The 25,321-nt window shown below is 71.7% G+C and carries 13 protein-coding genes; 10 read left to right on the forward strand and 3 right to left on the reverse strand.

All coding sequences use genetic code 11. The annotated features are described in order from the left end of the window. The first annotated feature begins 9 nt into the window (after window positions 1–9). Entirely contained in the window at window positions 10–825 is an 816-nt protein-coding gene (locus tag Pla163_RS15645) for an alpha/beta hydrolase (protein WP_145190601.1), read from the forward strand. Here Pla163_RS15645 and Pla163_RS15650 read toward each other — a convergent pair. Continuing rightward, window positions 822–1,241, reverse strand: coding sequence for a DUF1425 domain-containing protein (locus Pla163_RS15650; RefSeq protein ID WP_419186010.1), 420 nt, complete (start codon window positions 1,239–1,241; stop codon window positions 822–824). The two genes, Pla163_RS15645 and Pla163_RS15650, sit on opposite strands and share 4 nt — an antisense overlap. A gap of 525 nt (window positions 1,242–1,766) precedes the next feature. Here Pla163_RS15650 and Pla163_RS15655 point away from each other — a divergent pair. The 3 genes from Pla163_RS15655 to Pla163_RS15665 are packed head-to-tail and all read left to right on the forward strand — an operon-like array spanning window position 1,767 to window position 5,458. Next, the gene (locus Pla163_RS15655; protein ID WP_145190607.1) at window positions 1,767–3,251 is read left to right on the forward strand and encodes a hypothetical protein; all 1,485 of its coding nucleotides are present in this window, start codon (window positions 1,767–1,769) and stop codon (window positions 3,249–3,251) included. 43 nt (window positions 3,252–3,294) lie between these two features. Continuing rightward, window positions 3,295–3,909, forward strand: a complete 615-nt coding sequence (locus Pla163_RS15660) for a hypothetical protein (RefSeq protein WP_145190610.1) — start codon at window positions 3,295–3,297, stop codon at window positions 3,907–3,909. A 46-nt stretch (window positions 3,910–3,955) separates the two neighbouring features. Next, entirely contained in the window at window positions 3,956–5,458 is a 1,503-nt protein-coding gene (locus tag Pla163_RS15665; RefSeq protein WP_145190614.1) for a COG3014 family protein, read from the forward strand. A gap of 22 nt (window positions 5,459–5,480) precedes the next feature. On the opposite strand, the gene Pla163_RS15670 is transcribed toward Pla163_RS15665, so the two are convergent. Both Pla163_RS15670 and Pla163_RS15675 read right to left on the reverse strand, forming a co-directional pair. Further along, window positions 5,481–6,452 (reverse strand): hypothetical protein, encoded by a 972-nt coding sequence (locus tag Pla163_RS15670; RefSeq protein WP_145190616.1) that lies wholly within the window; start codon window positions 6,450–6,452, stop codon window positions 5,481–5,483. Window positions 6,453–6,711: 259 nt separating this feature from the next. Continuing rightward, window positions 6,712–7,953 carry a 30S ribosomal protein S1 gene (locus Pla163_RS15675; RefSeq protein ID WP_145190619.1) on the reverse strand — a complete coding sequence of 414 codons (1,242 nt, stop codon included), beginning with the start codon at window positions 7,951–7,953 and terminating at the stop codon, window positions 6,712–6,714. 207 nt (window positions 7,954–8,160) lie between these two features. On the opposite strand from Pla163_RS15675, the gene Pla163_RS15680 reads away from it, so the two are divergent. The 6 genes from Pla163_RS15680 to Pla163_RS15705 all read left to right on the forward strand — a co-directional run bounded on the left by Pla163_RS15680 (window position 8,161) and on the right by Pla163_RS15705 (window position 25,285). Further along, window positions 8,161–10,392 carry a GTPase domain-containing protein gene (locus tag Pla163_RS15680; RefSeq protein ID WP_145190622.1) on the forward strand — a complete coding sequence of 744 codons (2,232 nt, stop codon included), beginning with the start codon at window positions 8,161–8,163 and terminating at the stop codon, window positions 10,390–10,392. 58 nt (window positions 10,393–10,450) lie between these two features. Beyond that, window positions 10,451–11,845 (forward strand): hypothetical protein, encoded by a 1,395-nt coding sequence (locus tag Pla163_RS15685; protein WP_145190626.1) that lies wholly within the window; start codon window positions 10,451–10,453, stop codon window positions 11,843–11,845. An 8-nt stretch (window positions 11,846–11,853) separates the two neighbouring features. Next, window positions 11,854–12,861 (forward strand): hypothetical protein, encoded by a 1,008-nt coding sequence (locus Pla163_RS15690; protein ID WP_145190629.1) that lies wholly within the window; start codon window positions 11,854–11,856, stop codon window positions 12,859–12,861. After that, complete coding sequence (locus tag Pla163_RS15695; protein WP_145190632.1) at window positions 12,858–13,841, forward strand: hypothetical protein; 984 nt, start codon at window positions 12,858–12,860, stop codon at window positions 13,839–13,841. Before Pla163_RS15690 ends, Pla163_RS15695 begins: the two co-directional genes overlap by 4 nt. Before the next feature lie 172 nt (window positions 13,842–14,013). Further along, entirely contained in the window at window positions 14,014–18,732 is a 4,719-nt protein-coding gene (locus Pla163_RS15700) for a MupA/Atu3671 family FMN-dependent luciferase-like monooxygenase (protein ID WP_145190637.1), read from the forward strand. A 28-nt stretch (window positions 18,733–18,760) separates the two neighbouring features. Continuing rightward, entirely contained in the window at window positions 18,761–25,285 is a 6,525-nt protein-coding gene (locus tag Pla163_RS15705) for a type I polyketide synthase (RefSeq protein ID WP_145190640.1), read from the forward strand. Window positions 25,286–25,321 lie beyond the last annotated feature (36 nt).

Consider the following 25,321-nt stretch of genomic DNA (forward strand, 5'->3'; position numbering starts at 1 on the left):
GCCGCTCCCATGGAATCCATCGAACGCCTCGACTTCGTGCCCGACGCTCCGCGGCACGCGACTCCGATCCTGCTCCAGCACGGACTGTTCCTGTGCGCCGCCGCCTGGGAACGCACCGCGCGCGAACTGTGCGACGTGCACGGCTGGCGCGTGTACGCCGCGAGCCTGCCCGGCCACGGCGGCAGCTCGATGCACAAGAACGATCTGTCGTTCTACAACGTCGAGGACTACGTCAATCCGCTCGCGCGTCAGGTGCTCAAGCTCAAGGAGCCGGTCGCGCTGATCGCCCACGGCGCCGCCGCTCTCTTCGCTCGGCGCCTGCTGGAGAAGCGCGAGTTCGCGTCGCACGAGATCGGCGAACTGGCGGCGCTCGGCATGGTCGCGCCCCTGCCGCCCACGGGGCTCGGAGCGTGGCTCGGCGCCTATCGCAAGCGCCACCGCCTGCACGCGCTCACCAAGCGTCCGGCCGCGAATCCCGAACGCTTCTTCGACAGCGAGTCGCGCGCGCGCGGCGAGTGGCTCGCGCCCGGCGACGCGACCCCGAAGGGCGAGTGGTTCGATGCGCTCCAGGGCGAGAGTCGCCAGGTGATCGAACAACTGGACCGCGGCATCAAGCTGCTCGACAAGCGCTTCTCACCGCCCGCGCGGATGTTCCTCGCCGAACATGACGCGTGGTTCGATCGCGCCGCGGTCGAGCCGCTGGCGCGCGACATGGAGGCCGAGATCGAAGTGGTCCCGGGCAGCGGGCACGGCGTGATGCTGGGCGCGGGCGCGGTGGAACTGGCGCGGCGGATCGACGCCTGGTTGAGCAGTCTCGAAGACTAGCGCTCGGCCAGCGGCTGCAGATCGACCTGCCAGTTCGTGGCGCGGTCGTTGGGGCCGGTGACGTTCACGAGCAGCGACTGCTCGCCCAGGATCTCGGCCTCCTTGTAGACGTCCGAGGTCGAGATGAGCATCCCGCGCGCGTCGAACCACGTCACCGAGTAGCGCAGGCTCATCGGGTTGTGCCACGCGTTGTACAGCTCGAACTGCACGTCGAGCCGCTGGTCCTGCCGCCGTTGACCGCGGACGTTGCGGATCTCGACCTTGCTGCGGATCCACGTGTCGCCGGTGGTGACCTGGGTCGTCCGACCCGGGTCGCCGATCGGTGTGACGCCGCTCTCGAAGCCCGAACGGCAACCGAGACTGCAGGCGACGGACATGAGGAGGAGCGCGGGCGCGGCGAGAGCGATTCGTTTCACGTGCAGCATGGGGTCGATTCCTCGAGGAGCTGGAGCGGCGATCGAAGAGGGGCGCGCCGGGCTCGACGGGGCCCGCGCGTGGTCGAAGGTCGCCCATCATGCATGGACACGCGCCCGAGTTGAGCGCCCTCTGCGAATCGGGACGGAACCTGTCGCCCGAGCGGCGCCGCACGCACTCGCATCTATGCACGAAAATTGCGCCAGCGCTGAAGAGCTGCGGGCGCGAGCGACGTACCCGGGCCGGGCCGCGCTCGGCTCCGCCTCCCGGATCCGGGCGCCCGTGGTACTTGGCGCAGATGTGGCCGCCACCGGCGTGTCCCCGCGACGCGCCCCGGCGACATGATCCGCTGCGACGTTCGAGCGGGCGGTTCGAGCAGAAGGTGGCACGACCGGACCGTGAGCATGGCGGCCCCGAATCCAATAGCATCCTTGGGCGCCGCGCCTGCGCTCACGGACCTTCGCCGTCCGACCGGCCCGTGCCCCAGCGCGCGCCGCGGACCCAGCTTCTCAACCGCTCCACATCCCATGAACACGTCCAAGATCGCCTGGATCCTCGCTTCGGCCGCACTCCTCGGCTCCTGCCGCTCGCCCCAGTACGTCCCACAGCGCGCCATGCCCGCCCCCGGTCCCAGCGACGAAGGGATGCAGGAGGTCGACGCTCGCCACGACGGCCAGGCAGCGAGCGGCCAGGCGGGCAGTGGCCAGGCCCCCGACGGCAGCGCGACCGAAGCCGTTGCGCCAACTACGGCGCCGGCGCCGCGCATCGCTCCGCCGCGCACCTCGGACTCCGCCACCGCCGCGGTCGAGTCCTTCTGCGCGGCGATCCTCGCTCGCGGTGCGGGCGCCGGTTCGATCGGGTGCCTGCCGCTCGTGAGCCAGGACCTGCGCACCGAGGGGCCGTGGGTCGCGGAGTACGGCGTCGATCTCGCGGACCAGGTCGCCGAGCGTGTGCGCGCCCACGGCTTCACCCAACAGATCCTCGACACGAGCTCCATCGCCGCGCGCCTCGCACGCGCCGAGCTCGCGAAGACCGCGCTCTTCACCGTCGAGGCGGTCGCCCAGGACGGCGGCCAGCTCGGCCTCGATGTGCTCACGTTCGGAACCGTTCGGCGCGACAACAACGTCGGGCGCGCCGGTCGCGACGTCTTGACCGTGGACCTGTGCGCGTGGGACTTCCGCAGCGACGCCATGCTCGCCCGCGAGAAGTTCGAGATCCCCAGCGACGTCCGCTCGAACGCGCGGATCTGGCGCCTCGCGAGCACGTCGAGCCTGTGGAGCCCCGACGCCAGGTGGAGCGCTCCCGAAGTGCCCGCCGAACTGGGCACGCTGATGGACCAGCTGCGCGGTGACGTCACGGCCCTGGGCGCCGCGGTGCTCGAGACCCTCGAATCCGCCGACGTCACGGGCGTCGTCTACATCGCCCCCACCGACTTCGGTGTGTTCGTCCAGGCCATCGCCGATCTGCGGGCCGCGCAGGCGACCTACGGAGCCGAGTACAACCGCCGCGCCGACGAAGCCGTCGCCGCCGGCGTGCCGCTCGACGCCGCGACGCCCGTCGCCCTGAACGGCCGCACGTACCCGAACCTGCAGGCGGCGCGCGCGCACGTCGAGACCCTGCGCGAGAGCCTGTTGACCAGCCGCTCCGTGCGTTTCGGCGAGCTCGTCTCGTCGATGCTCGGCGACGCTGTCGCATCCGGCCTGCGCGAGCAGGGCGTGCGCGTGAACGACCTCGGCTTCACGAAGTGGTCGGACACCCAGCTCGTCGAAGGCGAACTGGCCCTCGGCGGACTGGCTCGCAGCGCGGCCGCCCGGATCGCTCTGCGCGAAGCGGGCTTCCAACTGATCGTCGCGCCGCGCCTCGAGCGCTTCGGCAACGACTACGCCCTGCGCGTCGACATCTACGACGTCGTCGAGTCCGACGTCGTCGGGTCGGCCCACGTCGCGCTCTCTCCCAACTACCGCACCGCGCTCCAGCAGGAACTGGACGTGCGCCTCGGCGGCATTCGCTGACACCACACCGAACACGCACACACGCTCACCCAACACTTCGACCATGCACTTCACGAAAGTACTCACGATCGCGCTCTGCGCCCTCTCCCTCGCCGCCTGCAAGTCCGGACCGACCGGTCGCATCAAGGACGCCGGTGAAGCCATCGGCGTCGACCGCTCGCGCGGCGGCACCGCGGTCTACGACGAGATCACGGCCGACACGATGGAGAAGCTGCTCGACCGCCACCGCCGTCAGGTGAACGTCCAGAACCCGGGCGGCTACCTCGTCGCCTTCGTCGGTCTCGACACCCTCGGCGCCGAGGAACTGCGCGACCAGAAGCCCGCCATCTACGACCGCATCGAGGAATCGATCGTCAACTCGGGCGTCTACCGCATGATCAGCATGCGCTTCGTCGATCGCGCCCGTCAGGAAGCCGGCCTCACCCAGACCGAGGACCTGTTCATCGCGAAGTACCGCACCGCGTTCCTCGCGAACCTCGCGGAGGAGGGCCTCTCGCCCGACTACCTGATCTGGGGCAAGATGACGACGCAGACCAGCCAGATCGCGAGTGGCCTGCGCGAACGCCGCTACCGCCTGTCGCTCGAGATGATCGACTCTCGCTCGGGTCTGACGGTCGCCAAGGAGTCCGGCGAGCGGATGAAGGAGTACGAGGACTGAGCGTTCGCGCCTTCGACGACCACCGTCAGCGCTGAACACCGCATCGATGATCGATCCGCCGAGGAGCACGAACGTGCCGTGTGTCGACCAGGACCGCCGCCCCCACCGGGGCCCGAGACTGGCGCACCTGTCGTTCGTGCTCCTCGCTCTGACGGCCGGCTGTGCAAGCTACGGTTCGAAGGTCGAGCGCTTCACGAACGCCTGGAACGCCGGCGACTACGACAGCGCCGACGCGGCGATCGACGGCCTGATCTCGAAGGCGTCCGGTGTTCCGAGCGAGGTCGTCCACGACTCGCGCGGCCTCTCGGAGGCGATCGACCCGAGCGAGGGCGACACGGCGCTCTACCTGCTCGAGAAGGCGATGACGCAGCTGGCGCTCGGCGACTTCGACGCATGCATCGACCTTCTGCGCCGCAGCCGCGACACGCTCGATCCCCGGCACGTGAATCGCGACGCCAGCGCGTTCATCGGGACCGTCGCCCTCGACGACGGCTTCGCGGACTACGTGGGTGCGGACTACGAACACATCGTCCTGCGCTCCATGCTCGCGATCGCGGACCTTCTGAACGGCGGCGACGACGCCTTCGCCTACGCGATCCAGATCGACGAGAAGCAGGAGCAGATCCTGGGCAGCGACTTCGGCGCCGAGCTCTCGGAGGACGAGAACGCGGTGACCTACAGCCCCCAGGAGCAGTACCAGCGCGTGGCGATCGGCGCGTACCTGTTGGGCCTCGTCCAGGAGACGAAGTTCATGACCGACGAAGGCGCGAAGGCCTACGAGCGCGCGCTCGAGTGGTCCGGTGGCGTCGGCGTGGTGCAGGACGCCTACGACGAGATGTCGGGCGCGTCGCGCATCGAGCAGGGCACGGGCCTGGTCCACATCATCTACCTCGGTGGAAGCGGTCCGGTCCTGGTCGAAGGCGCTTCCCCCGTCAGCGACCTGGCCCTCGCGCTGGCGAGCATCGCCCTGGTCGTGCTCGAGAACGAGGCCGGCCCCCTGGCCCAGACCCAGGTACGGGTGCCGGTCGTCGCGGTCCAGGACTCGTTCGTGCCGCCGATCACGCTGCGCGTCGGCGATCGCACGGTGACGACCGAGACGTTGCTCGACGTCAACACCGTGGCCCAACAACAGTCCGACGCCAACATGCCGTGGATCGTGGCGCGCGCGGTGCTGCGACGGGCGTTCAAGGCGGGCGTGTCCAAGATCGCCGCGAACCAGTTCGACGATCGGGGCGCGGGCGAGTTGGTCAACCTGCTCGGCAACCTCCTGTTGACCGCCGCCGAGCGCGCCGACACGCGCAGTTGGCGCGCGCTGCCGGCCGAGATCCAGATCGCGCGCGTGCGCCTGCCCGAGGGCGAGTACGTGTTCGAGCTGGGTGGCTCGGCCTCCACGGGTATCCGCGTGCGGTCGGGGCGCACGACCCACGTGGTCGTGCTGCGTCCGAACCTCGCGGCGCCGGCGACGTTGCTCGTCGACGTGTATTCACGCGTGCAGGACGTGGTGGACGCTCCCGTCAGTGAAGCACCGACCGCCGCGCCGGTTCCCTGACGCGCGCCGCGCGCGGTCTGGCTCAGGCGCCGCGCTCGAGCTCTTCGACGACGATCGCGCGGATCGCGGCGCTGAGGCGCGTGCTCTCGGTCACGGCCTCTTCGAGCAGAGGCGCGAGCTCTTCGACCTTGCGCAGGTCGAGGACGTAGTCGGCGAGCCAGTGGTTGCGAACGAGGAGGCGCTCCTTCGTTTCGACGTCCGGGATCGTGCCCGCCGTGAGACGCACCAGGTACGGCGTGGCGGAGATGTCCAAGGCGAGTTCGGGCCGAATGCTCGTCCCGATGAACGGCCCGACGAACAGTTCGCCCGTGGCGCTGCGCGTCGTCGGCGTGATGCCCGCAACGTCCCGGACGACCACGTCGCGGATCGCGGCGTGCAGGCGGGCGGCGAGCGCCTCGAGTTCCGCGACCATGGGGGCGATGCGCGGGCTGGCGGTACGCTGGACACGCTCGACGGTCGGCTGGAACGCGGCCCACACCTCGCGAGAGAACTCGCGACCGACTTCGCTGCGCACGAGCGAGCGCACCACGCCGTCGACGTCGTAGCCAGCGTTCCGCGCACGCTCGACGCCTGCGAGGCGCGAGACCGCGAAGCCGTAGGGCTGCTGACCGCCGGCGCCCGAGTCGAACGACGCGAGCAGCATGCCCGGCACGTGCTCGAGGAAGCGATCGCGGCCCTGCAGACGGTCGTAGCCGTACTCGACGAGCTCCTCGTGCCACGGCGCTTCCGGGTCCACACGCAGCGAGCGGTCGAGCATCCGCGCGGCGCCCTGCTCGCCGGAGAACCGACACAGCGTCGCCTCGAACTCCGCGAAGTGAGCGCCCCAGTACTCGGTGAGCACGTCGCGGTTCGTCGCGAAGCCCGTGAGGTCCAGCTCGTCGAACGCCGGTAACCACGGATCGGACGAGGTGACGGCCAACGGCGCGGGCTCGGGCGTCGTCGAGCAGGCGAGCGTCAGCGCGCAGGCGGCGAGAGCGGGAACGAGACGGAACATGGGTACGAGCGTCGTGGGCATGGTCGCGGGTCGAACGAGGGACAGGTCGGTCGAGGTGGGCGTCGAAGAAGGACGTGGCTCCATGGAACCACGATCCGACCGACCGTGCAGGAGTCATCGGACCGGCGGGTCGCTCGCGTGAACGTGGATCGACCCGTTCGCGCCCCCCAAGGCGAACCGCCCACCCCTCCGCGTCGTTGCGGTCGGGTGGGCGGTTCACTCGTCGAACGATCCCGGCGCCTCGCGCGCCGGCCCCGCGCTACTTCTTCATCGAGCGCTTGAGCAGATCCCCGAGGTTCGTGCCCAGGTTCGGTTGGCTCTTCTTGGACAGGTCGCTGACGGCCTGACGCACCTCTTCACCGGTGGCGGCCTCTTCGCTGCCCAGCATGTGGCCGTGCTCGTCGAGGCACGACAGGGAGATGCGGCGTTGGCCGGGATCGATCGAGACGACGCGCACCTGGACCTCCTTGCCCATCGGCAGCTTGTCGGCGACGCGCGTGACGCGCTCGACCGAGATCTGGCTGACGTGGACGAGGCCGTCGACGCCCGGGGCGATCTCGACGAAGGCGCCGAAGTCGGCGGTGCGGACCACCTTGCCGGTCAGAACCTGGTCGGGGGCGATGGTGCCTGCGACCGTGTTCCAGGGGTCCGGCTCGAGGTTCTTCATCGACAGGCCGATGCGCTTGCCGCCGTCCTCGATCTTGACGATCTCGGCGTCGACGGACTGGCCGGGCTGGATGAACTCCGAGGCGTTCTCGACGCGCTGGCGCGAGAGCTGGCTCACGTGCACCAGGCCTTCGACGCCGCCCAGGTCCACGAACGCGCCGAACGACTCGACGCGCGTGACCGTGCCCTTGACCTTGTCGCCGACGATCAGCGATCCGGCGATCTCGCGGCGGCGGTCGGCGCGCTCGACGTCGAGCACCTTGCGGCGGCTGACCACCACGCGCTTCTTGCGGGGGTCGGCCTCGATGACCGCGACGACCATCGACTCGCCCACCAGGCTCGACAGGTCGTCGATGTGGCGGTCGGAGGCCTGTGAAGCCGGCATGAAGGCGTTGACCGGTCCGATCGCGACCTCGAGGCCGCCGGAGTTCACGGCCTTGACCGTGCCCTGCACGTGCGCGCCGACGGACAGGTCGTTCCAGGCGGCGAGCATGCGCGCGCGACGGCGCGACAGGAGCCACAGGCCATCCTTCTGGCCGTGCAGCGTGAACTCGAACGACTCGCCGACGGTCGGCACGGCGTCGAACTCGGCCACCGACAGCACGCCCTGCATGCGCGGGCCGAGCTCGACGATCACGTCGTCGCCGTCGATGCCGACGACGGTGCCTTGACGCAGGTCGTCGTCCTCGTCGCGTCCACCGCGACGACCGCCCTTGCCACCGCCGCCCTTGGGCGAGGCCGTGGGCAGGTCGATGTCGAGCAGACTGGTGTCGGCGAGGGCGGCTTCCAGTTCGGCCTGGATGGGATCCTTCTCGGAGCGGGGCTTGGACGTCATTCGATTCTCTGGTCTTCGGCGATCGCGCGGGGCGCGGAGACTTTCCGCGCGGCGAATCGGCGAACCAGTGTAGCGGCGCGGCACCGGGGTCGCGCCCCCCCGCCCGAGGCCTGCTGTTCGCGGTTGGCAGATCTTCGCTTGGAAGTAGCATGGTCGAGCGCCGCCAGGCCGCCTCCGCCGGGGCGCCGACCGCCCGCCGCCACGACCATGAAGACCCTCCTCAGCCAGTTCTGCCACGAGTTCGGCTCGGCCATCGAGCCCCTCGTCGCCCCCCTCCGCTCCTTCTGTGACGTGCTCCAAGCCGCGGAGGACGGGGGAGTTCTGGGCGCCGACGCCAAGCCCTACGTCGCGGGGTTCCAGGACGTCAGCCACCAGCTGACCGTGCTGGCCGACAAGGTCGCCCAGCAGCAGGCCTACGTCCTGATCTTCGGCCCGCTGAAGAGCGGCAAGTCGACGCTGATGAACTCGATCAGCGCCAGCTACGTCTCCGAGGTCACCGCCCTGCCCGCCTACCCGTGCATGGTCTACGTCAGCCACGCCCCCCAGCGCGAGTTCGTGGTGACGCGCTACAACGGCGACACGAACACGTTCACGAGCCCGGCCTCGATGCGGATGCAGGTCAGCCGCGACCACGCCGAGCTCGCCGACCGCATCCGCGCCGAGGAGAGCAAGGGCGAGGGCGCCGTGCGCGACTTCGATCCGGCGCTGCACTTCCCCGAGGCGATCCGGCGCATCGACGTGCGCGTGCCGGCGGAAGAGCTGAAGACCTCGGGCGCCGTGCTGGTCGACACGCCCGGCCTCTACAGCAAGATGAAGTTCGGCTACGACCGGATGACGCGCGAGTTCCGCAACACCGCGGCCTGCGCCATCTTCGTCGTGAAGACCGACAACCTGTTCCTCGAGCAGGTGTTCGACGAGTTCAGCCAGCTGCTGCAACTGTTCAGCCGCATCTTCCTCGTCGTCAACATCGACAGCGCGAAGATGGACCTGCGCCCGGACGGATCGCTGTCGCCCAGCCTCGAGCGCGAGGACCCGGTGCGCGTGATCGAAGCCTTCGAGACGCTGGCGATGAGCGCGTCGCTGAAGGAAGCCGTCGAACACGGTCGTCTGAAGATCTACCCGATCGACCTGTTGCGCGCGGCGTCCCGTCGCCTGCAGCCCGAGGAGAACGGCGAGCAGACCCCGGACGACTTCCGCGCGTTCCTGAACGACCTGACCGACTACCTCAACAGCACCGACTACCTGGTCGCGTTCCTGGGCGACAGCCTGCGCCACGGCGGTGCGCTGATCGACGAGGCGCGCGGGCTGTGCAACCACACCGGCCTCAAGCGACTCGCCGACGACGCCGCGCGCCTGAAGGCCGAACGCGCGCGCCTCGTGGACGAACTGACCGTTCTCGAGCACTTGATCGACCACGACTGGAACGCCGCGTTCGAGCCCCTGGGACGCACGCTCGCCGACCAGGTCGACGCCGAGGCCGCGCGCCTGCGCAAGAGCAGCCTGAAGGGCCTGCGCGGTTCGATCGAGGGCTGGATGGGCACGGACGACGGACTCAAGACGCTGCTGGACGAAGAGCTGTCGCCGATCCTGCTCGGTTACCAGACGCAGCTCGCGACCGCGGTCGAGGAACGTCTGCGCGCCGCCGTCCAGACCCCCACCGCCGGCGCCGAGTACGGTCCCGACGTGGAGCGCGAACTCGAGCGCGTCCGCACCAGCCTCGCCGCCTACGCGGGCGAAGGCCTGGTCGGGATCATGCCGCGGGGCTACGCCGAGAACGTGCAGCTGCGCGTCGACGTCGAAGGCCTGCCGGTCAAGAAGACGATCCTCGACTGGATCCTCTTCCGCAGCCGCGCCGCCATCCGCCGCCGCGTGCTCGGCAACGCGTCGAACCCGACGAAGTCGATCACGCGCGCCGAGAAGCAGCGCCGCTTCGGCGACGACACGCTCGACTTCATCGAGGACGAAGTGGTCGAGCGCCTGGCCGGCTTCTTCGACTCGACGCGCGCGCGCATCACGACCCAGATGGCCCGCGACTTCGCCGGCGCCGTCATCGCCGCGCTCGAACAGTCGCTGCGCACCCGCCGCACCGCGCACCAGAAGGATCTGGCGCGCGTCGCCGGACAACTGGGCCGACTCGAAGAGTTGTCCGAGGGCCTGACCGGACTGCGGTCGACGCTCGCCGCCGCCGCGCAGGACGTGGCGGCACTGGGCGAGACCTACGGGCGCACGGATCCGACCGAGCTGGCGACGACCGTCGAGTCCGAACTGCTCGGCGTGAAGGAGCTCTCTCCGCAACCGCCGCGCGCGCTTCCCGATCAGAAGGTGTCCGACCCGACGTCGTCGCCCTTCGGCCTGAACCCCGAGATCGAGTTCGAGGAGAGCGACGTGAACCGCGGTGGTTCGAACGGGGACCGTTCGGCGCGCGAAGGGGACGCGTGAGCCCCGCTCCGCCGATCCGCGAGCCGCTGATCCGCGAGCCGCTCTCCCCCGGCCAGCCGTGACGGACCCGACCAGCGCGGCGCCCGACCCCTTCGAAGACCCGTCGGCGGCCACGGGTCGCCCGACGGTCACGGCCGTGCACCTCGCGGCGCCGCGGCCCGAAGAGGCGCCGGTCTTCGGACCGTACTGCCCGCTGACGGGGCGACTTTTGCGTCCGTGGTGGTCGACCGTGCTGTACGTCGGCTTCCACGTGCTGAGCCTGGTCGCGATCTTCGTCGGCACGAACCACCTGCACACGCTGATCCACGGGCCCGGCGTCGAAGGGCGCTCGACGACGATCTTCCTGTGGGCGGGCGTCGCGACTCTCGTCTACGTGGTCGGCTGGTTCCACGCGCGCCTCGGCTTCGTCACGCGGCTCGTGCTCACGCTCGGCGCGCTGTGGGCGATCGGATGGGACTGGGGCACCGACCGTCCGGTGAGCTTCGCGGATGCGCAGCTCGAGTGGACGCTGTCGCTCGACCAGGAGCGCGCGCGCTGGGACACGTTCCTCGAGGAAGCGGGTGCGCCGCCGGCCCTCGTGCTGTTCGCGCTGCTGTACGCGGCGGCCGGAGCGGTCGTCACCTTCCAGACCGTGCGCGCGGTGGTGCGCAGCTGGAATCTGCCGGAACGGATGTGGTTCGCGCGCTTCCACCCGGTGTGGCGGCGCCGCTACGCGCCCGACGAGAGCCCGCACCCCTTGGCCGGCGTCCTGTGGGTGCGCGACGACGAGCTCTTGACCGACAAGCTGATCTTCCTGATCAGTCGTCGCCCCGACGCGGCGTTCCGTTTCGCCCCGCCGTTGTCGGTCTCGCGGGCCGCGGCGATCCCGCTCGGCGCCCTGCGCACGCCCGTGACTCTCTGGCGCGAGCGCGGTCGGTTCTGGAGCCGCGCGGGCGAACTGCCCGAGCGCGCGGCCGTGCTGCGACTTCTGTTCGCACCGGGCGGCGCCGATCCGGTGAGCCACGGCGCCGACGGGGCCGACGAACCGCCGCCGCTCGTCGTCACCGAGGATCCCGACGACCTGCCCGTGCGCGACCTGTTCGCCGAGGACGAAGGCTCGTTGGCCAAGCGCTACGAGCCGGGCTTCCAGCCCGGCGAACTGTTCGGACTCCTGCTCGACTCGCGTCCGATGCGACGGGAGGAGGACGGCGCGCCGGCCGACGTGCCGCGCTTCACCGCTCTTCTGCGCGAAGGCGATCGCCTGCGCGTCGAGCGGCCGCACCCCGACCTGTTGGGTGAACCGCACCTCGAGGACGGCCGCGCGCTGTTGCCCTGGCGCGGACCGGACGGCGAGGCGCGCACGCTCGAGGTCGACGCACGCACCGACTCGATCCACTTCGTCGAACAGGAGTCGGCGGGCGGCTACCACCTCCTGTTCCTGCCGTTCGAGCGCGTCGAGGGCTCCGGCGCGTGAACGACGCGGTGCGCACCGGCCTGGCTCTGGCCAGCGACCCGGACGGACACCGGCACGTGCTCGCGAGCGCGACGCGCCGCCCCGGTCCGCGCGCCGGCTGGCAAGGTCTCGCGGACCTCGGCACCGGCGGGCGAGCGGGATCGTTCGCGCGGCTCGTCGCGCCGACCCGGATCGACGACGAGGCCCAGCTCGCGGACCTGATCGCGCACCTCGTGCCGTTGCCCCCGCCGATCGCGGACGGCGACGATCTGGCGTCGGACGCGGACGCGCGCGAACTCGACGTCGTGGACGTGATCGACCTCACGGGTGGTCCGCCGCTGCCCGAGCGGATCGCGGCGCCGGGCGGACGCGACCTGCGCCTGCGCCGGGGTTCGGCGCCGAGCGACCTCGACGGCCGCGCGCTGTTGTTCGCGAACGAGCGCGCGCCCGGCGGCGCGTGGTGGGCACCGGTGGGCGCGACGCCGCCCGAGATCGACGGCCTGGGCGAACTCCTGGCGCGCGCGGGCCTGTTCGGACCGGCGGTGCGCAGCGGGCGCGCGGGTCGTTTCGCGAGCAGCGTGCTCGAACCGCTCGGAGCGAGCTCGTCGACCGCACCGGATGCCCGGGACGCGGACCTCGCGCGGCTCGCGATCGTCCTCGAGACACGCCTGCGCGGCGCCGCCGAGAGCCAGGGCGCGGTGGCCCACGACTCCGCGATTCGTGCGAGTCTCGATCGACGCGTCGCGAGCGCGCCGGTGAAGTGGACCTTCGCGACCGGCAGCGTGGACGAGATCGGCGCGGGCGACGAACGCAGCGCCACCTTCGAGAGCGCGGACTGGAGGCCCTCGGCCATCACGGACCTCGACGCCGCACGCGACGCGCGCCTGTTCCCCTACTGGCTGCTCGTCTTCGAAGCGGACGCGCACGGCCGCCTGCGCTTCACGCGCGCCGAGAACGCCCGCCGCCGACTGGCCGCGAAGGGACCCACCACGGCGCCCGAGTCGGCACCCGTGTGGGTCCTGGAGGAGGACCTGTGAAACGCGGAACGACGATCCATCGCGCGGGCCTCGAACTGGTCTTCGCGCGCGAGCTCCCGCGTCCGGGTGGCGGCGAGGTCGAGGCCTACGCACGGGTGCGCGTGGAGCGGCGCGACGATCGCCGCAGCGAGCGTCTGGTGCGCGCGCGGGCGCCCCGCGCGGACGGTCGCGGTGGCCGCGAACACGGCGGCGCGTCCGGCGGCCCGACCCTGCGCGACCTGCTCGATCCGTGGCCGCTCGAGCCCCTGCCGCAGCTCGTCGAATCCGCGATCGCGGACGACACGACGGAGGCCGCGCCGCGGGTCTGGATGAGCGCCGAGTCGCAGTCGTGGCTGGCCAAGCACGCGCCGCGCACGTTCAAGCTGCTCCTGCGTCACACCGAACTGTGCCAGCGCGACGCCTGTTTCGCCCTGGTGCGCGAGGGCGACCACGTGCGTCTCGCGTGGCGCGCGGAGGGGGCGCTCGAGGTCGAAGCCCGTCCCGCCCCTCTCTTCGCGACCGCCCACGCCCTGGCCCGCGGCCGGGTGCGTGGAACGGACGCCGACGACGACTCGGAGCCGCAGGAAGCGCGTCCCGATGGCGGCCGATCGAGCGCGACACGCGCGAGCGCCGCGGCAGCCGGAGGAACCGTCGTCGCGCCCGAAGCGCTGCGCCTCGTCCGCGCCTACCTCGTCGGCACGTGGATCACCGGACGACTCGCGCACGAGCTCGAGTGGATCGCGGCGACGCGGTCGTACCGGCTGCGCGACGGCCAGCGCGCGCTCTACCTGCGCGAAGGTCAGGGCGGCGGACGCACGTCGATCTGGCTGTCGGGCGACGGCCTGACCGAACCCCTGGAGGTGGCCGTGGCGCCGCCGCTCGCCACGCCCGCGCCGGTGGTGCGCGCGGGCCTCGAGTGGTTGCTCGCCGGCGGACCGGGGACCGACGGCGAGCTGTTCCTCGACGCGAGCGCGACGCACGTGCGCGAACTGGGCAGCTGACGCGGGGTCGCGGCGGAAGGGCCACGGGCGACGGCCGCGCAGGTGGACGCGGCGAGACGGCCGGCGCCCGAAGAGACCGGCATTCGAGGTGTGGATCGCGCCGCACGGGTGCCGATAGCGGCGGTCGAGCGTGCCCACCCCGGGCGCGCGGTCACCTCGTCATCGCCCCACCATGTCTCACGGTCCCCTCGACGGCGCCGATCTGGCCTCGTCCGCGCAGCGTCCGCTCTCCGCCGTCCTCGTCGGCGCCGACTCGCTCTTGTGCGAGTGTGGTGACCGCCTGCTCGGAAAAGGTTTCCACATCGCGGCGGTCGTCACGGCCACCGCGCGCGTGCGCGACTGGGCGACGGCGCGCGGCCTCGCGGTGCTCGCGACCGGCGACGACTGGATCGGCGAGCTGGCGAGCGGCGAGGGCTTCGACCACCTGTTCGCGATCACGCACCTGGCGCTGCTCCCCGACGCCGCGCTCGCGCTGCCGCGGGCGGGAGCCTTCAACTTCCACGACGCGCCGCTCCCGGACTACGCCGGCCTCCACTGCCCGGTGTGGGCGCTGATCGACGGACGCCAGGAACACGGCGTCAGTTGGCACCGCATCACCTCGGGCATCGACGAGGGCGAGCTGGTCGCCACGCGCCGCTTCGCCATCGACGCCGACGAGACCTCGCTGACGCTGAACACGAAGTGCTTCGAGGCCGGACTCGACAGCTTCGACGAACTGGCGGACGCACTGCTCGGCGGCACGCTCGCAGCGCGCGCCCAGGACGACCGACCGGGCCGTCTGTGCCGCGGCGACGAACGTCCGGCGGCCGCCTGCGCGCTCGATCCGACGCGCGGTGCCGACGAGCTGGAACGCCTGGTGCGCGCGCTCGACTTCGGACCCTACCCGGCGCCGATCGGATCGCCGTGGCTCAGCACCGAGAGCGGGCCCGTCTGGGTGACGCGCGCGCGCGCCGTGGACGCCGTGGCGGGTGCGACGCCCGGAACCGTCGTCGCGGTCGACGGCGACGAGGTCACGATCGCCTGCGGAACCGGAGCCCTCGCGCTGAGCGGGTTGCGGCGGGCCTGCGGCAGCCCCGTCCTGCCGAACGACTGCGGTCTCGCCGCGGGGCGCGCGCTGCAGTCGCCGCCCGAGCGGGTGCTCGGACGCCTGACGACCACGCACCGCGTCACCACGCGCTTCGAGGCGGCGTGGGCGCGCGAACTCGCCCGGACCGCGCCCGCGGACCTCTCCTTCGGATCCGGTTCGCCCTCGGCCTCGGTCGGCTCGAGCGACATCGTCGTCGACCTGCCGCGCGCCTTCGTCGAACGCTTCGGCCAGGACGCCTGTGCCCTCGCGGCGCTGGCCGGTGCGTGGTTCGCGCGCACGAGCGCGACGACCCGCCAGACCTTCGCCTACCGCGCCGCACGCCAGGCCGAACTGGCCCGCGGCTGCGACGGACTGTTCAGCTCGAACGTGCCGTTCACGGTCGAGTACGACGGAAACTGGACCTTCGCGCAGCAGCTCGAGGACGTCCGCAGCACGGCGATGCGCACCGCGCGCCGCGGCACCTACCTGGTCGACACGGTCGCGCGTCGGCCCGAGTTGACGGGACGCGGAGACCTCGCCGGTCGACTCGCTCTTCCGGTCGGCATCGTCGCGATCGACAGCGACGACGGCGCGCACTGCGGCACGCGCGCGACGTTCCGGGTCGAGACGGGTGGACTCGTGACGCTGCGCCACGAACGGGCCGCACTGGACGACGAGTCCGCGCGCGCCTTCGTCGAGGCCCTGGTCGACTTCGCGGGCGAGATCGCCCGTCGCGGCGACGTGGCCCTCGACGAGGTCGAACTGGTCGGGGAACAGCGACGCGCCGCCCTGCTCGACACGCACCACGCGGTCGAACTCGATCGCACCGCGACGATCGCGAGTCAGTTCGAAGCCGCTGCCCGCCGCTTCGCCGACGAGCCCGCGCTCTCGTTCGAAGGCACGACGCTCACCTACGCCGAGCTCGACGCGCGCGTCAGCACCCTGGCGGCGCGCCTGGTCGAGGAAGGCGTCGGGAGCGATCGCCTGGTCGGCGTCCACCTCGAACGCGGTCTCGAGCTCGTGGTCGCGGTGCTCGCCGTCGGGCGCGCGGGCGGCGCCTACCTGCCGCTCGACCCCGGCTATCCGACCGACCGCCTCGACCTGATGCTGTCGGACTCCGGCGCCGGGCTGGTGCTGACCGAAGGCTGGAACGGCGCCTGCCCCGAAGGGGTCGGAACGCTCGATCCGCGAGAGGTGGCGCACACGTCGATGCGTCGCCCTTCCTTCGCGGCTCCCGCACCGACCGACCTGGCCTACTGCATCTACACCAGCGGTTCGACGGGACGTCCCAAGGGCGTGCAGGTCGAGCACCGCAACGCCGTCAACTTCTTCGCCGGGATGGACGAGCGCATCGGCTCGGATGTGCCCGGCACCTGGCTCGCGGTCACCAGCCTGTCGTTCGACATCTCGGTGCTCGAACTCCTGTGGACGTTGACGCGCGGCTTCCACGTGGTCGTGTACCGCGAACGACAGCGCGATCTCGCGCTCGCACGGACCCCGGCCGCCGCGGCGCCGCGGGTGCCCGACCGCGACCTCGACTTCTCGATGTTCCTGTGGGGCAACGACGACGGCGAGGGTCCCGACAAGTACGCGCTGACGATGGGCGCGGCCGAGTTCGCCGACCGGAACGGCTTCACCGCGATCTGGACGCCGGAACGCCACTTCCACGCCTTCGGCGGTCCCTTCCCGAACCCGTCGGTGATCTCCGCGGCGATCGCGGCGCGCACCGAGAACGTCCAGATCCGCGCCGGTTCGTGCGTGGTCCCGCTGCACCACCCGCTGCGCATCGCGGAGGAATGGGCCGTGGTCGACCACCTGTCGAACGGGCGCGTCGGCATGGCCGCGGCGTCGGGCTGGCAGCCGGACGACTTCGTGCTCGCGCCGCAGAACTTCGAGAAGCGCGGCGAACTGCTGTTCGAGTTCGTGGACCAGCTCCAGCGCCTGTGGCGCGGCGAGGAGGTCGAGTTCGAGAACCCGTTCGGCGAACGGATCCCGCGCCTGTCGCTGCCGCGGCCGGTCCAGAGCGAGCTGCCGATGTGGATCACGTCGGCCGGCAACCCCGAGACGTACCGCCGCGCCGGTGCCATGGGCGCCAACGTCCTGACGCACCTGCTCGGCCAGAGCGCCCTCGAGGTGGCCGAGAAGATCGCGATCTACCGCGCCGCGCGCGCCGAGGCGGGACTCGATCCGGCCGGCGGCACCGTGACGCTGATGCTGCACGCCTTCGTCGGGGAGAGCGAGGACGCGGTGCGCGCGACCGTTCGCGGCCCGCTCAAGAGCTACCTCGACGCGTCGATCGGCCTGGTCAAGAAGTACGCCTGGTCGTTCCCCGCGTTCAAGCAGACGGCCGGTTCGACCGACGTCGACCTGACCAGCCTGTCGGACGAGGAGCGCGACGCGATCCTCGAGCACGCGTTCGATCGCTACTTCACCACCAGCGGCCTCTTCGGCACCGTCGAGCAGTGCGTCGCGCGGGTGGCCGAGGTGTGCGCCATCGGCGTGGACGAGGTCGCGTGCCTGGTCGACTACGGCGTCGAGCGCGAGACGATGATGGGCAGTTTCGAGCGCCTGGCCGAGGTCTTCCGTGCCACGCGCGTCGGCGGTACCGGCACCGGATCTGCGGTCGCCGCCGCGCTCGAGGACCACACGCTTCCGGCGCTGATCGAGCGCCACGCCGTGACCCACCTGCAGTGCACGCCGTCGATGGCGCGCATGCTGGCGACCGATCCCGCGAGTCGCGCGAGCTTCGGCCGCCTTCGGCACCTCATGGTCGGTGGCGAAGCGCTGTCCGCCGATCTGGCGAGCGAGCTCGTGCAGATCGGTCCGGACCGCGTCACCAACATGTACGGCCCGACCGAGACCACGATCTGGTCGAGCACCTGGGACGTGCCCGCGGACATGAGCCGGAACGACGAGGTCTCGATCGGCGATCCGATCGCCAACACGTCGCTGTTCGTGCTCGACGAGCGCATGCGGCCGGTGCCCGCCGGCGTTCCGGGCGAGCTGTGGATCGGAGGCGAGGGCGTCGTGCGCGGCTACCTCGGTCGCGACGATCTGACGGCCGAGCGCTTCGTCGACAGCCCGTTCGGAACCGGTCGCCTCTACCGCACCGGCGACCTGGCCGCCTGGCGCGGCGACGGACGGCTGCGCTTCCTCGGCCGCAACGACCACCAGGTCAAGATCCGCGGCTACCGCATCGAACTCGGCGAGATCGAGGCCCGCCTGCGCGCCGGCATCGGCGTCCACGACGCGGTCGCGGTCGCTCGCGAGGACACCCCCGGCGACGTGCGACTCGTGGCCTACGTCGCGCCGACCAAGCCCGGCGTCGTGTCCACCGAAGCACTGCGCACGGTGCTCGAGTCTTGCCTGCCGGCCTACATGGTCCCGAGCGCGATCTGCGAGCTGCCGAGCCTGCCGCTGACGCCGAACGGCAAGGTCGATCGGAACGCGCTGCCGCGCCCCGAGGAACTGCTCGCGCGCACGCGGCCCGAACCCGTCGCGCCCGAGGGCGACGTCGAACGCCGACTGGCCGAGGTCTTCGCGCGGACGTTGGGCCTCGAGTCGGTCGGTCGCGACGACAACTTCTTCGAGCTGGGCGGGCACTCGCTGCTCGTGGTCCAGCTGCACCGCGAACTGGTGTCGGACCTGGCTCCGACGCTGTCGCTCACCGACCTCTACCGCTTCCCCACCGTCGCCGGACTGGCGGGTCTCGTCGGAGGCGAAGCCAGCGGCGGACCGCGCGCGCTCGCCGACGGCAGCACCCGCGGCGCCGCACGCGGAGCCGCTCGGCGCGAGTTGATGCGCCGCCGTCGCAACGCCTCCTGATCCCCCCGTCCTCGACCAGCACGATCGGATGACCCACTCCGACACCACCAACGATCTCGAACCCACGGACGACGCCGGCCCCACCGGCGCCGAGATCGCGATCGTCGGGATGGCGGCGCACCTGCCCGGTGCGCCGGACGCGCGCACGTACTGGCGCAACTTGGCGGCGGGCGTCGAATCGATCCGGCGGCTGGAGCGCGACGAGCTGCTGCGCGCGGGCGTTCCGGAGGAGCTGCTGGACGATCCGGACTTCGTGCCGGTCGCCGCGACGCTGGACGGGTTCGACGAGTTCGACGCGGACTTCTTCGGCCTCAGCCCGAAGGAGGCAGCGATCATGGATCCGCAGCACCGCCACTTCCTCGAGGCGGTCTGGGAAGCGCTCGAGGACGCGGGCCATCCGCCCGAGCGCTTCGACGGTCCGGTGGGCGTCTTCGCCGGCTGTGGCATGGGCGCGTACTTCGCCAACAACCTGCTGCGCAACCGCCGCACGGTCGAGGAGGTCGGGCTGTTCCTCCTGCGTCACACGGGGAACGACAAGGACTTCCTCGCCACGCGCGCGTCCTACCTGTTCGACCTCAAGGGTCCGAGCGTGAACGTCCAGACGGCGTGCTCGACGAGCCTCGTCGCGGTGCACCAGGCCGCGCAGAGCCTGCTCAGCCACGAGTGCGACATGGCGCTCGCGGGCGGCGTGACGATCGAACTGCCCCACGGGCACGGCTACCTGTACAAGGCCGGCGAGATCCTGTCACCCGACGGTCACGTGCACGCGTTCGACGAGCGCGCGCAGGGCACGGTCTTCGGCAGCGGCGTCGGCATCCTCGTGCTGCGGCGGCTCGAGGACGCGCTCGCCGACGGCGACCACGTGTATGCGGTGATCCGCGGATCGGCGATCAACAACGACGGTTCGGGGAAGGCCGGCTACTTGGCGCCGAGCGTCGACGGGCAGGCGGCCGCGATCGCGGAAGCTCTGGCCGTGGCGGACGTCACGGGCGACGAGATCGACTACGTGGAGTGCCACGGCACCGGCACGGCGATCGGCGATCCGATCGAGATCGCGGCCCTGACGCAGGCGTTCCGCGAGACGACCGACGCGACCGGGACCTGTGCGATCGGCTCGGTGAAGACGAACATCGGGCACCTCGACACGGCCGCCGGCGTGGCGTCGCTGATCAAGGTGGCCCAGGCGCTCGAGAACCGACTGATGCCGCCGAGTCTCGGCTACGAGCGCGCGAACGCGTCGATCGACTTCGCGTCGACGCCCTTCTTCGTGAACGACCGCGCGCGCGCCTGGGAACCCGGGGCTCGGCCGCGACGCGCCGGAGTGACGTCGCTCGGCGTCGGAGGCACGAACGCGCACGTCGTGCTCGAGGAAGCGCCGGCGCTCGCGCCCGGAACGCCGTCCGCGCGCCGCTTCCAGCCGTTCCTCCTGTCCGCGAAGAGCGCGGCGGCGCTGGACGGGTTCGGCGAGCGGCTCGCCGATCGTCTGGCGACCGATGCCGAGCTCGACCTCGGCGACGTGGCCTACACCCTCGGCGTCGGTCGCCGCGCGTTCGACCAACGGCGCGTGCTGGTGGCCCGCGACGCGGCCGAGGCGAGCGAGCTGCTGCGCTCCGGTGACCGCAGCCGCGTCTTCACACACCGCTGCGGCGAACGCCCGGCGGACGTCTGCTTCCTGTTCGCGGGTGGCGGAGCGCAACACGTCGAGATGGCGCGCGGGCTGTACGAGACCGATGCGACCTTCCGGCGACACATGGCGCGCGGGTTCGAGTGGCTCGCGAGCCGCGGCGTCGACCTGTGCTCGACCCTCTACCCCGCCGCGGACGCCGATCGCGCACGGCTCGCTCGTGAGCTCGAGCGTCCGTCGCTGCAACTTCCGGCGCTGTTCCTCGTGGAGTACGCGCTGGCGCAGGTGTGGCTCGAGCGCGGCGTGACGCCGAGCGCACTGCTCGGTCACTCGATGGGCGAGAACACCGCCGCCTGCGTGGCCGGCGTGATGGGGTTCGAGGACGCGCTCGGTCTCGTGCTGCTGCGCGGTCAGCTGTTCGAGCGCGTGCCCGCCGGCGGGATGCTGTCCGTCGCCGCGAGCGAAGCCAGCGTGCGCGAGGTGCTGCCGACGGACCTGGACCTGGCCTGCGTGAACGCGCGCGACCTGTGCGTCGTGTCCGGACCGGCCGCGGCGCTCGACGCCTTCGCCGCAACGCTCGAGGAGCGCGAACTCGACTTCCAGCGCATCGCGATCGACATCGCGGCGCACTCGCGACTGCTCGAGCCGATCCTCGCGGAGTTCGGTGCGTACCTGCGCGGCATCGCCCTCGCTCCGCCGACGATCCCGATCGTGTCGAACGTCACGGGGCGCGAGCTGACCGATTCGGAAGCCACCGATCCCGAGTACTGGGTGCGCCATCTGCGCTCGACGGTGCGCTTCGCCGACGGCGTCGAGGTGCTGGCCGAACGCGAACACCGCGTCCTGCTCGAAGTCGGTCCGGGGCGCGTGCTGAGTTCACTCGCGCGTGCGGGGCTCTCCGACGCGCGCCACCAGCACGCCTTCCACAGCCTGCGCCACCCCGACGAGGACGTGGACGACACGGCTGCGTTCGAGACCGCGCACGCGCGTCTGTGGGCCACCGGCGCGATCGCGGACGCCGCTGCGTTCTGGGAGGGCGAGAGCCGTCGCCGGGTGTCGCTGCCGACCTACGCGTTCCAGCGCCGACGCTACTGGATCGACGCCGATCCGGTCGTCGCCCCCAGCGCCGCCATCGGACGCATCGACGATCCGGAGCGCCACTTCGCACGTCGCGTCTGGCAGCGCGCGCCGCTCGGAACCTGTGCGCGCGACTGGAGCGGCGAACAGGTGCTCGTCCTGCGCGACGCCGCCGGCGTGGGCGAGCGCGTCGCGGCGGACCTGCGCGAGCGCGGCGCCGTGGTCACGGAAGTGGTCCCGGGCGACGCCTACGCGCGACTCGACACGTTCCGCTTCGCGCTGGCACCGGAGCACGGCCGCGAGGGCTACGACCTCCTCTTGCGCGACCTGGTCGCCGCGGGTCGCGCGCCGAGCACCATCGTCCACCTGTGGTCGCTGACCCAGGACGACTCGCACCGCCCCGGTTCGAGCCGCTTCCACGAGACGATCGAGCGCGGCTTCTACGCGCTGTTCTTCCTCGGCCAGTCGCTGATCGGCGAGCAGTTGACCGAAGGCGTCGAACTGTTGGTCGTGGCGAACGGCGTCGTGTCCGTGGCGGGCGAAGGCGTCGCCGAGCCGGCCAAGGCACTCGCACTGGGCGCCGTGCGCACCTTGCCGCGCGAGGCGGCTGGTCTGTCGGCGCGTCTGCTCGACGTCGAACTCGACCGCCGTCCGACGGGATTCATGGCGCGTACCGCTGGGTTCGACGCCCAGGTCGCCGCGGCGGTCACGGCGACGCTGGCCGAGCTCGACGCGCGCGCGCCGCTCGCGGACGGCTGTGTCGCACGGCGCCAGGACGAGCGCTTCACGAGCCTGATCGCGCCGGCCACGCCCGGCCGCGGCGAGGCCTTCACGCCGATCGACGGCGGCGCCTACCTGGTCACCGGCGGTATGGGCGGCATCGGTCTGACGCTGGCGCGTCGCCTCGCGAAGGCCTCGAGCGTGCGACTCGCGCTGCTCGGCCGCTCGACGCTGCCGCCGCGCGCGGAGTGGGACGCGTGGATCGCGGCCCAGGGCGACGAGGACGGGACGTCGCGCCGGATCAGGGCGGTGCGCGAGCTCGAGAGCGCGGGCGCGACGGTTCTGCCGCTGGCCGCCGACGTCACCGATCCGCAGGCGCTCGCCACCGCGCTCGAACAGGTCCGCGACGCGTTCGGCCGCTTGGACGGCGTCTTCCACGCCGCGGGCGTCGTGGACGACGGACTGCTGGCGAACCGAGCGTTGCACGCGGTCGAGGAGGTCCTCGCGCCGAAGGTCCACGGCACCGTCGCTCTGGACGCAGCCTTGCGCGCCGTGTTCGGCGACGAACAGCCGCGAACGGCCGTCTACTTCTCGTCGACGAGCGCCGCGATCGGTGCCGCGGGCCAGATCGACTACGCCGCGGCCAATGCGTTCCTCGACGCCTGGGCCGACCGCCGCGGCAACGACGGCACCGCGCGTCGAGAGTTCGAGACCGCACTCGCCTGGGGCATCTGGCGCGACGTCGGCATGGCCGCGCGCGCCGCGGCGGGCGGCGAGGAGAGCGGGGTCCGCAAGGGGCTCGCACGTCACCCGCTGTTCGAGTCGCGCACCGAGTACGAGGACGGGCGGCGCGTGCTGAACGGGCGGTGGAACACGCGCGATCTGTGGGTGCTCGACGACCACCGCACGGCCGAGGGCGACGCGCTGTTGCCCGGCACCGGCTCGTTCGAGCTGTTCGGCGCCGCGCTGCGCGAACTGGGCGAGGTCGGTGCCTTCACGGTGCGAGATCTGACGTTCTTCCGCGCGCTGTGCGTGCCGGACGACGCCGAGGTCCTGGTGCGCGTGGTGCTCGAGCCCGACGCCGCCGGCTACCGGGCCGAGGTGCACAGCCGACGGTCGGCCGCCGACGACTGGCAGCGGCACACGACGGCGACGTTGGGTCTGCGGCGCGTCGAGACGCCCGCGGCGGTCGACGTCATGGCGCTGATCGGCTCGAGCGAACGTAGAGCCGCGGCGAACGGCGACTCGGGATCGAGCACGCTCGTCAGTCCGCAGGAAGCACACCTCGCGTTCGGTCCGCGCTGGCGCGTGCTGCGCGAAGTGCGTCGCGGCGCGGACTTCGAGCTGGCGCGCCTCGCCCTGCCGGAGGACGTTCGCACGGACCTCGCCGAGTGGCCGCTGCACCCCGGACTCCTGGACCTGGCGACAGGGTTCGCGATGGACCTGGTGCCCGGCTACGACGCGAGCGAAGGACTGTGGGTGCCGGTGCGCTACGAGCGCGTCGTCGTCCACGCGCCGCTCGCGGCCGAGATCTGGGCCGTCGCGCGACCCGCCGCGGGAGCCGGCTCGTTCGACGGCGAGTTCGCGTTCGACGTCGACATCCTCGACGCGGGCGGCGCGCTGCTCATGGAGGTACGCGGCTTCGCGATCCACCGCCTCGCGCAGACTTTCCGGCCGAAGGACCTGCCCGCGCCGCGACCCGAGGAACTGGTGCGCGACGAGAGCGCGCTGCGCCGACGCCGCAGCGAGGCCAGCGACGAACTGGCGCGGCGCGTGCGACTCGGGCTGACGGAGGACGAGGGCATGGATGCGCTGTGGCGCGTGCTGGGCGAGGGCTCGGCCCACCACACGTTCGTCTCGACGCTCGACGTCCCGGCCCTCGTCGCCGAGGCGGGCGCCGCGGCGAGCGAGGAGCGCGAGGATGGCGGCGCGCGCTTCGAGCGGCCCGACCTCGACTCCGACTACGTGGAACCGCGCGACGACGTGGAGCGCGCTCTGGTCGAGCTGTTCCAGGAACTGCTCGGCGTCGAGCGCGTCGGCGTCGAGGACAGCTTCTTCGACCTCGGCGGTCACTCGCTGGTGGCCGTGCGCCTGTTCGCACGCATCAAGAAGGCCTTCGGCGTCGACCAACCGATGAGCGTGCTGTTCGAGGCACCGACGCCCGCGGCCCAGGCCGAGCTGATTCGCGCAGCCGCGCCCGAGACCGGAACGGCGAGTCGCGCGGCCGAGGCCGATCGCGAATCGCGCCGCTTCGTGCACCTGGTGCCGATGCACAGCCGCGCGGCCGCCGCCGGCACGTCGCGCACACCCTTCTTCCTCGTCGCCGGCATGTTCGGCAACGTGCTGAACCTGCGTCACGTGGCGAGTCTGGTCGGCAGCGATCGCCCGTTCTACGGACTCCAGGCGCGCGGGCTGTTCGACGACCTGGAACCGCACGAGACGTTCGAGGAGGCCGCGCGCGACTACATCGCCGAGCTGCGGACGGTGCAGCCGAACGGGCCGTACCTGTTGGGTGGCTTCTCCGGCGGCGGGCTGACCGCGTACGAGATGGCGCACCAGCTGCGCGCGGCGGGTGAAGAGGTCTCGGCCGTGGTGCTGCTCGACACGCCGCTCGCCTACCGCGATCCGATCGACGCGCTCGACAAGCTGCACATCCACGCGCAACGCATCGCGCGCCGCGGCCCGGGCTACCTGTTCGCATGGGCGAAGGATCGTCTGGCCTGGCAGCTCGAGCAGCGGCGCAAGGCGGCCGGTCCCGGTGGACCCGACGCGGCCGAGGGCGGTCAGTTCCACGACGAAGCGATCGAGGCGGCGTTCCGGCGCGCGCTCGAACGCTACGAGACGCGCGACTACGAGGGGTCCGTGCACCTCTTCCGCCCCGCGCTGCCGGTGGTCTACCAGCTGCGCGGCGGTCGGCGAGCGAACCAGTGGCGCGAGGTCGTCCACGACGACAACGGCTGGAGTCGCCACGTGGCCCGGCTCGAGGTTCGCGAGGTGCCCGGGGACCACGACTCGATGGTCCTCGAACCGAACGTCCGGGCCCTGGCGGCGCACCTGCGGCGGGTGCTCGACGAGGCCGAGCGCGAGGCCCAACTGCGCGGCGGGGCGCCGTTCCTGCGGCGCACCGGCTGACCGCGCGGGCGGAGGCTTCGAGGAGTGGCGGCGATC

Origin of the sequence: Rohdeia mirabilis (genome assembly GCA_007750655.1) — a bacterium.
GTDB lineage: Bacteria > Planctomycetota > UBA1135 > UBA1135.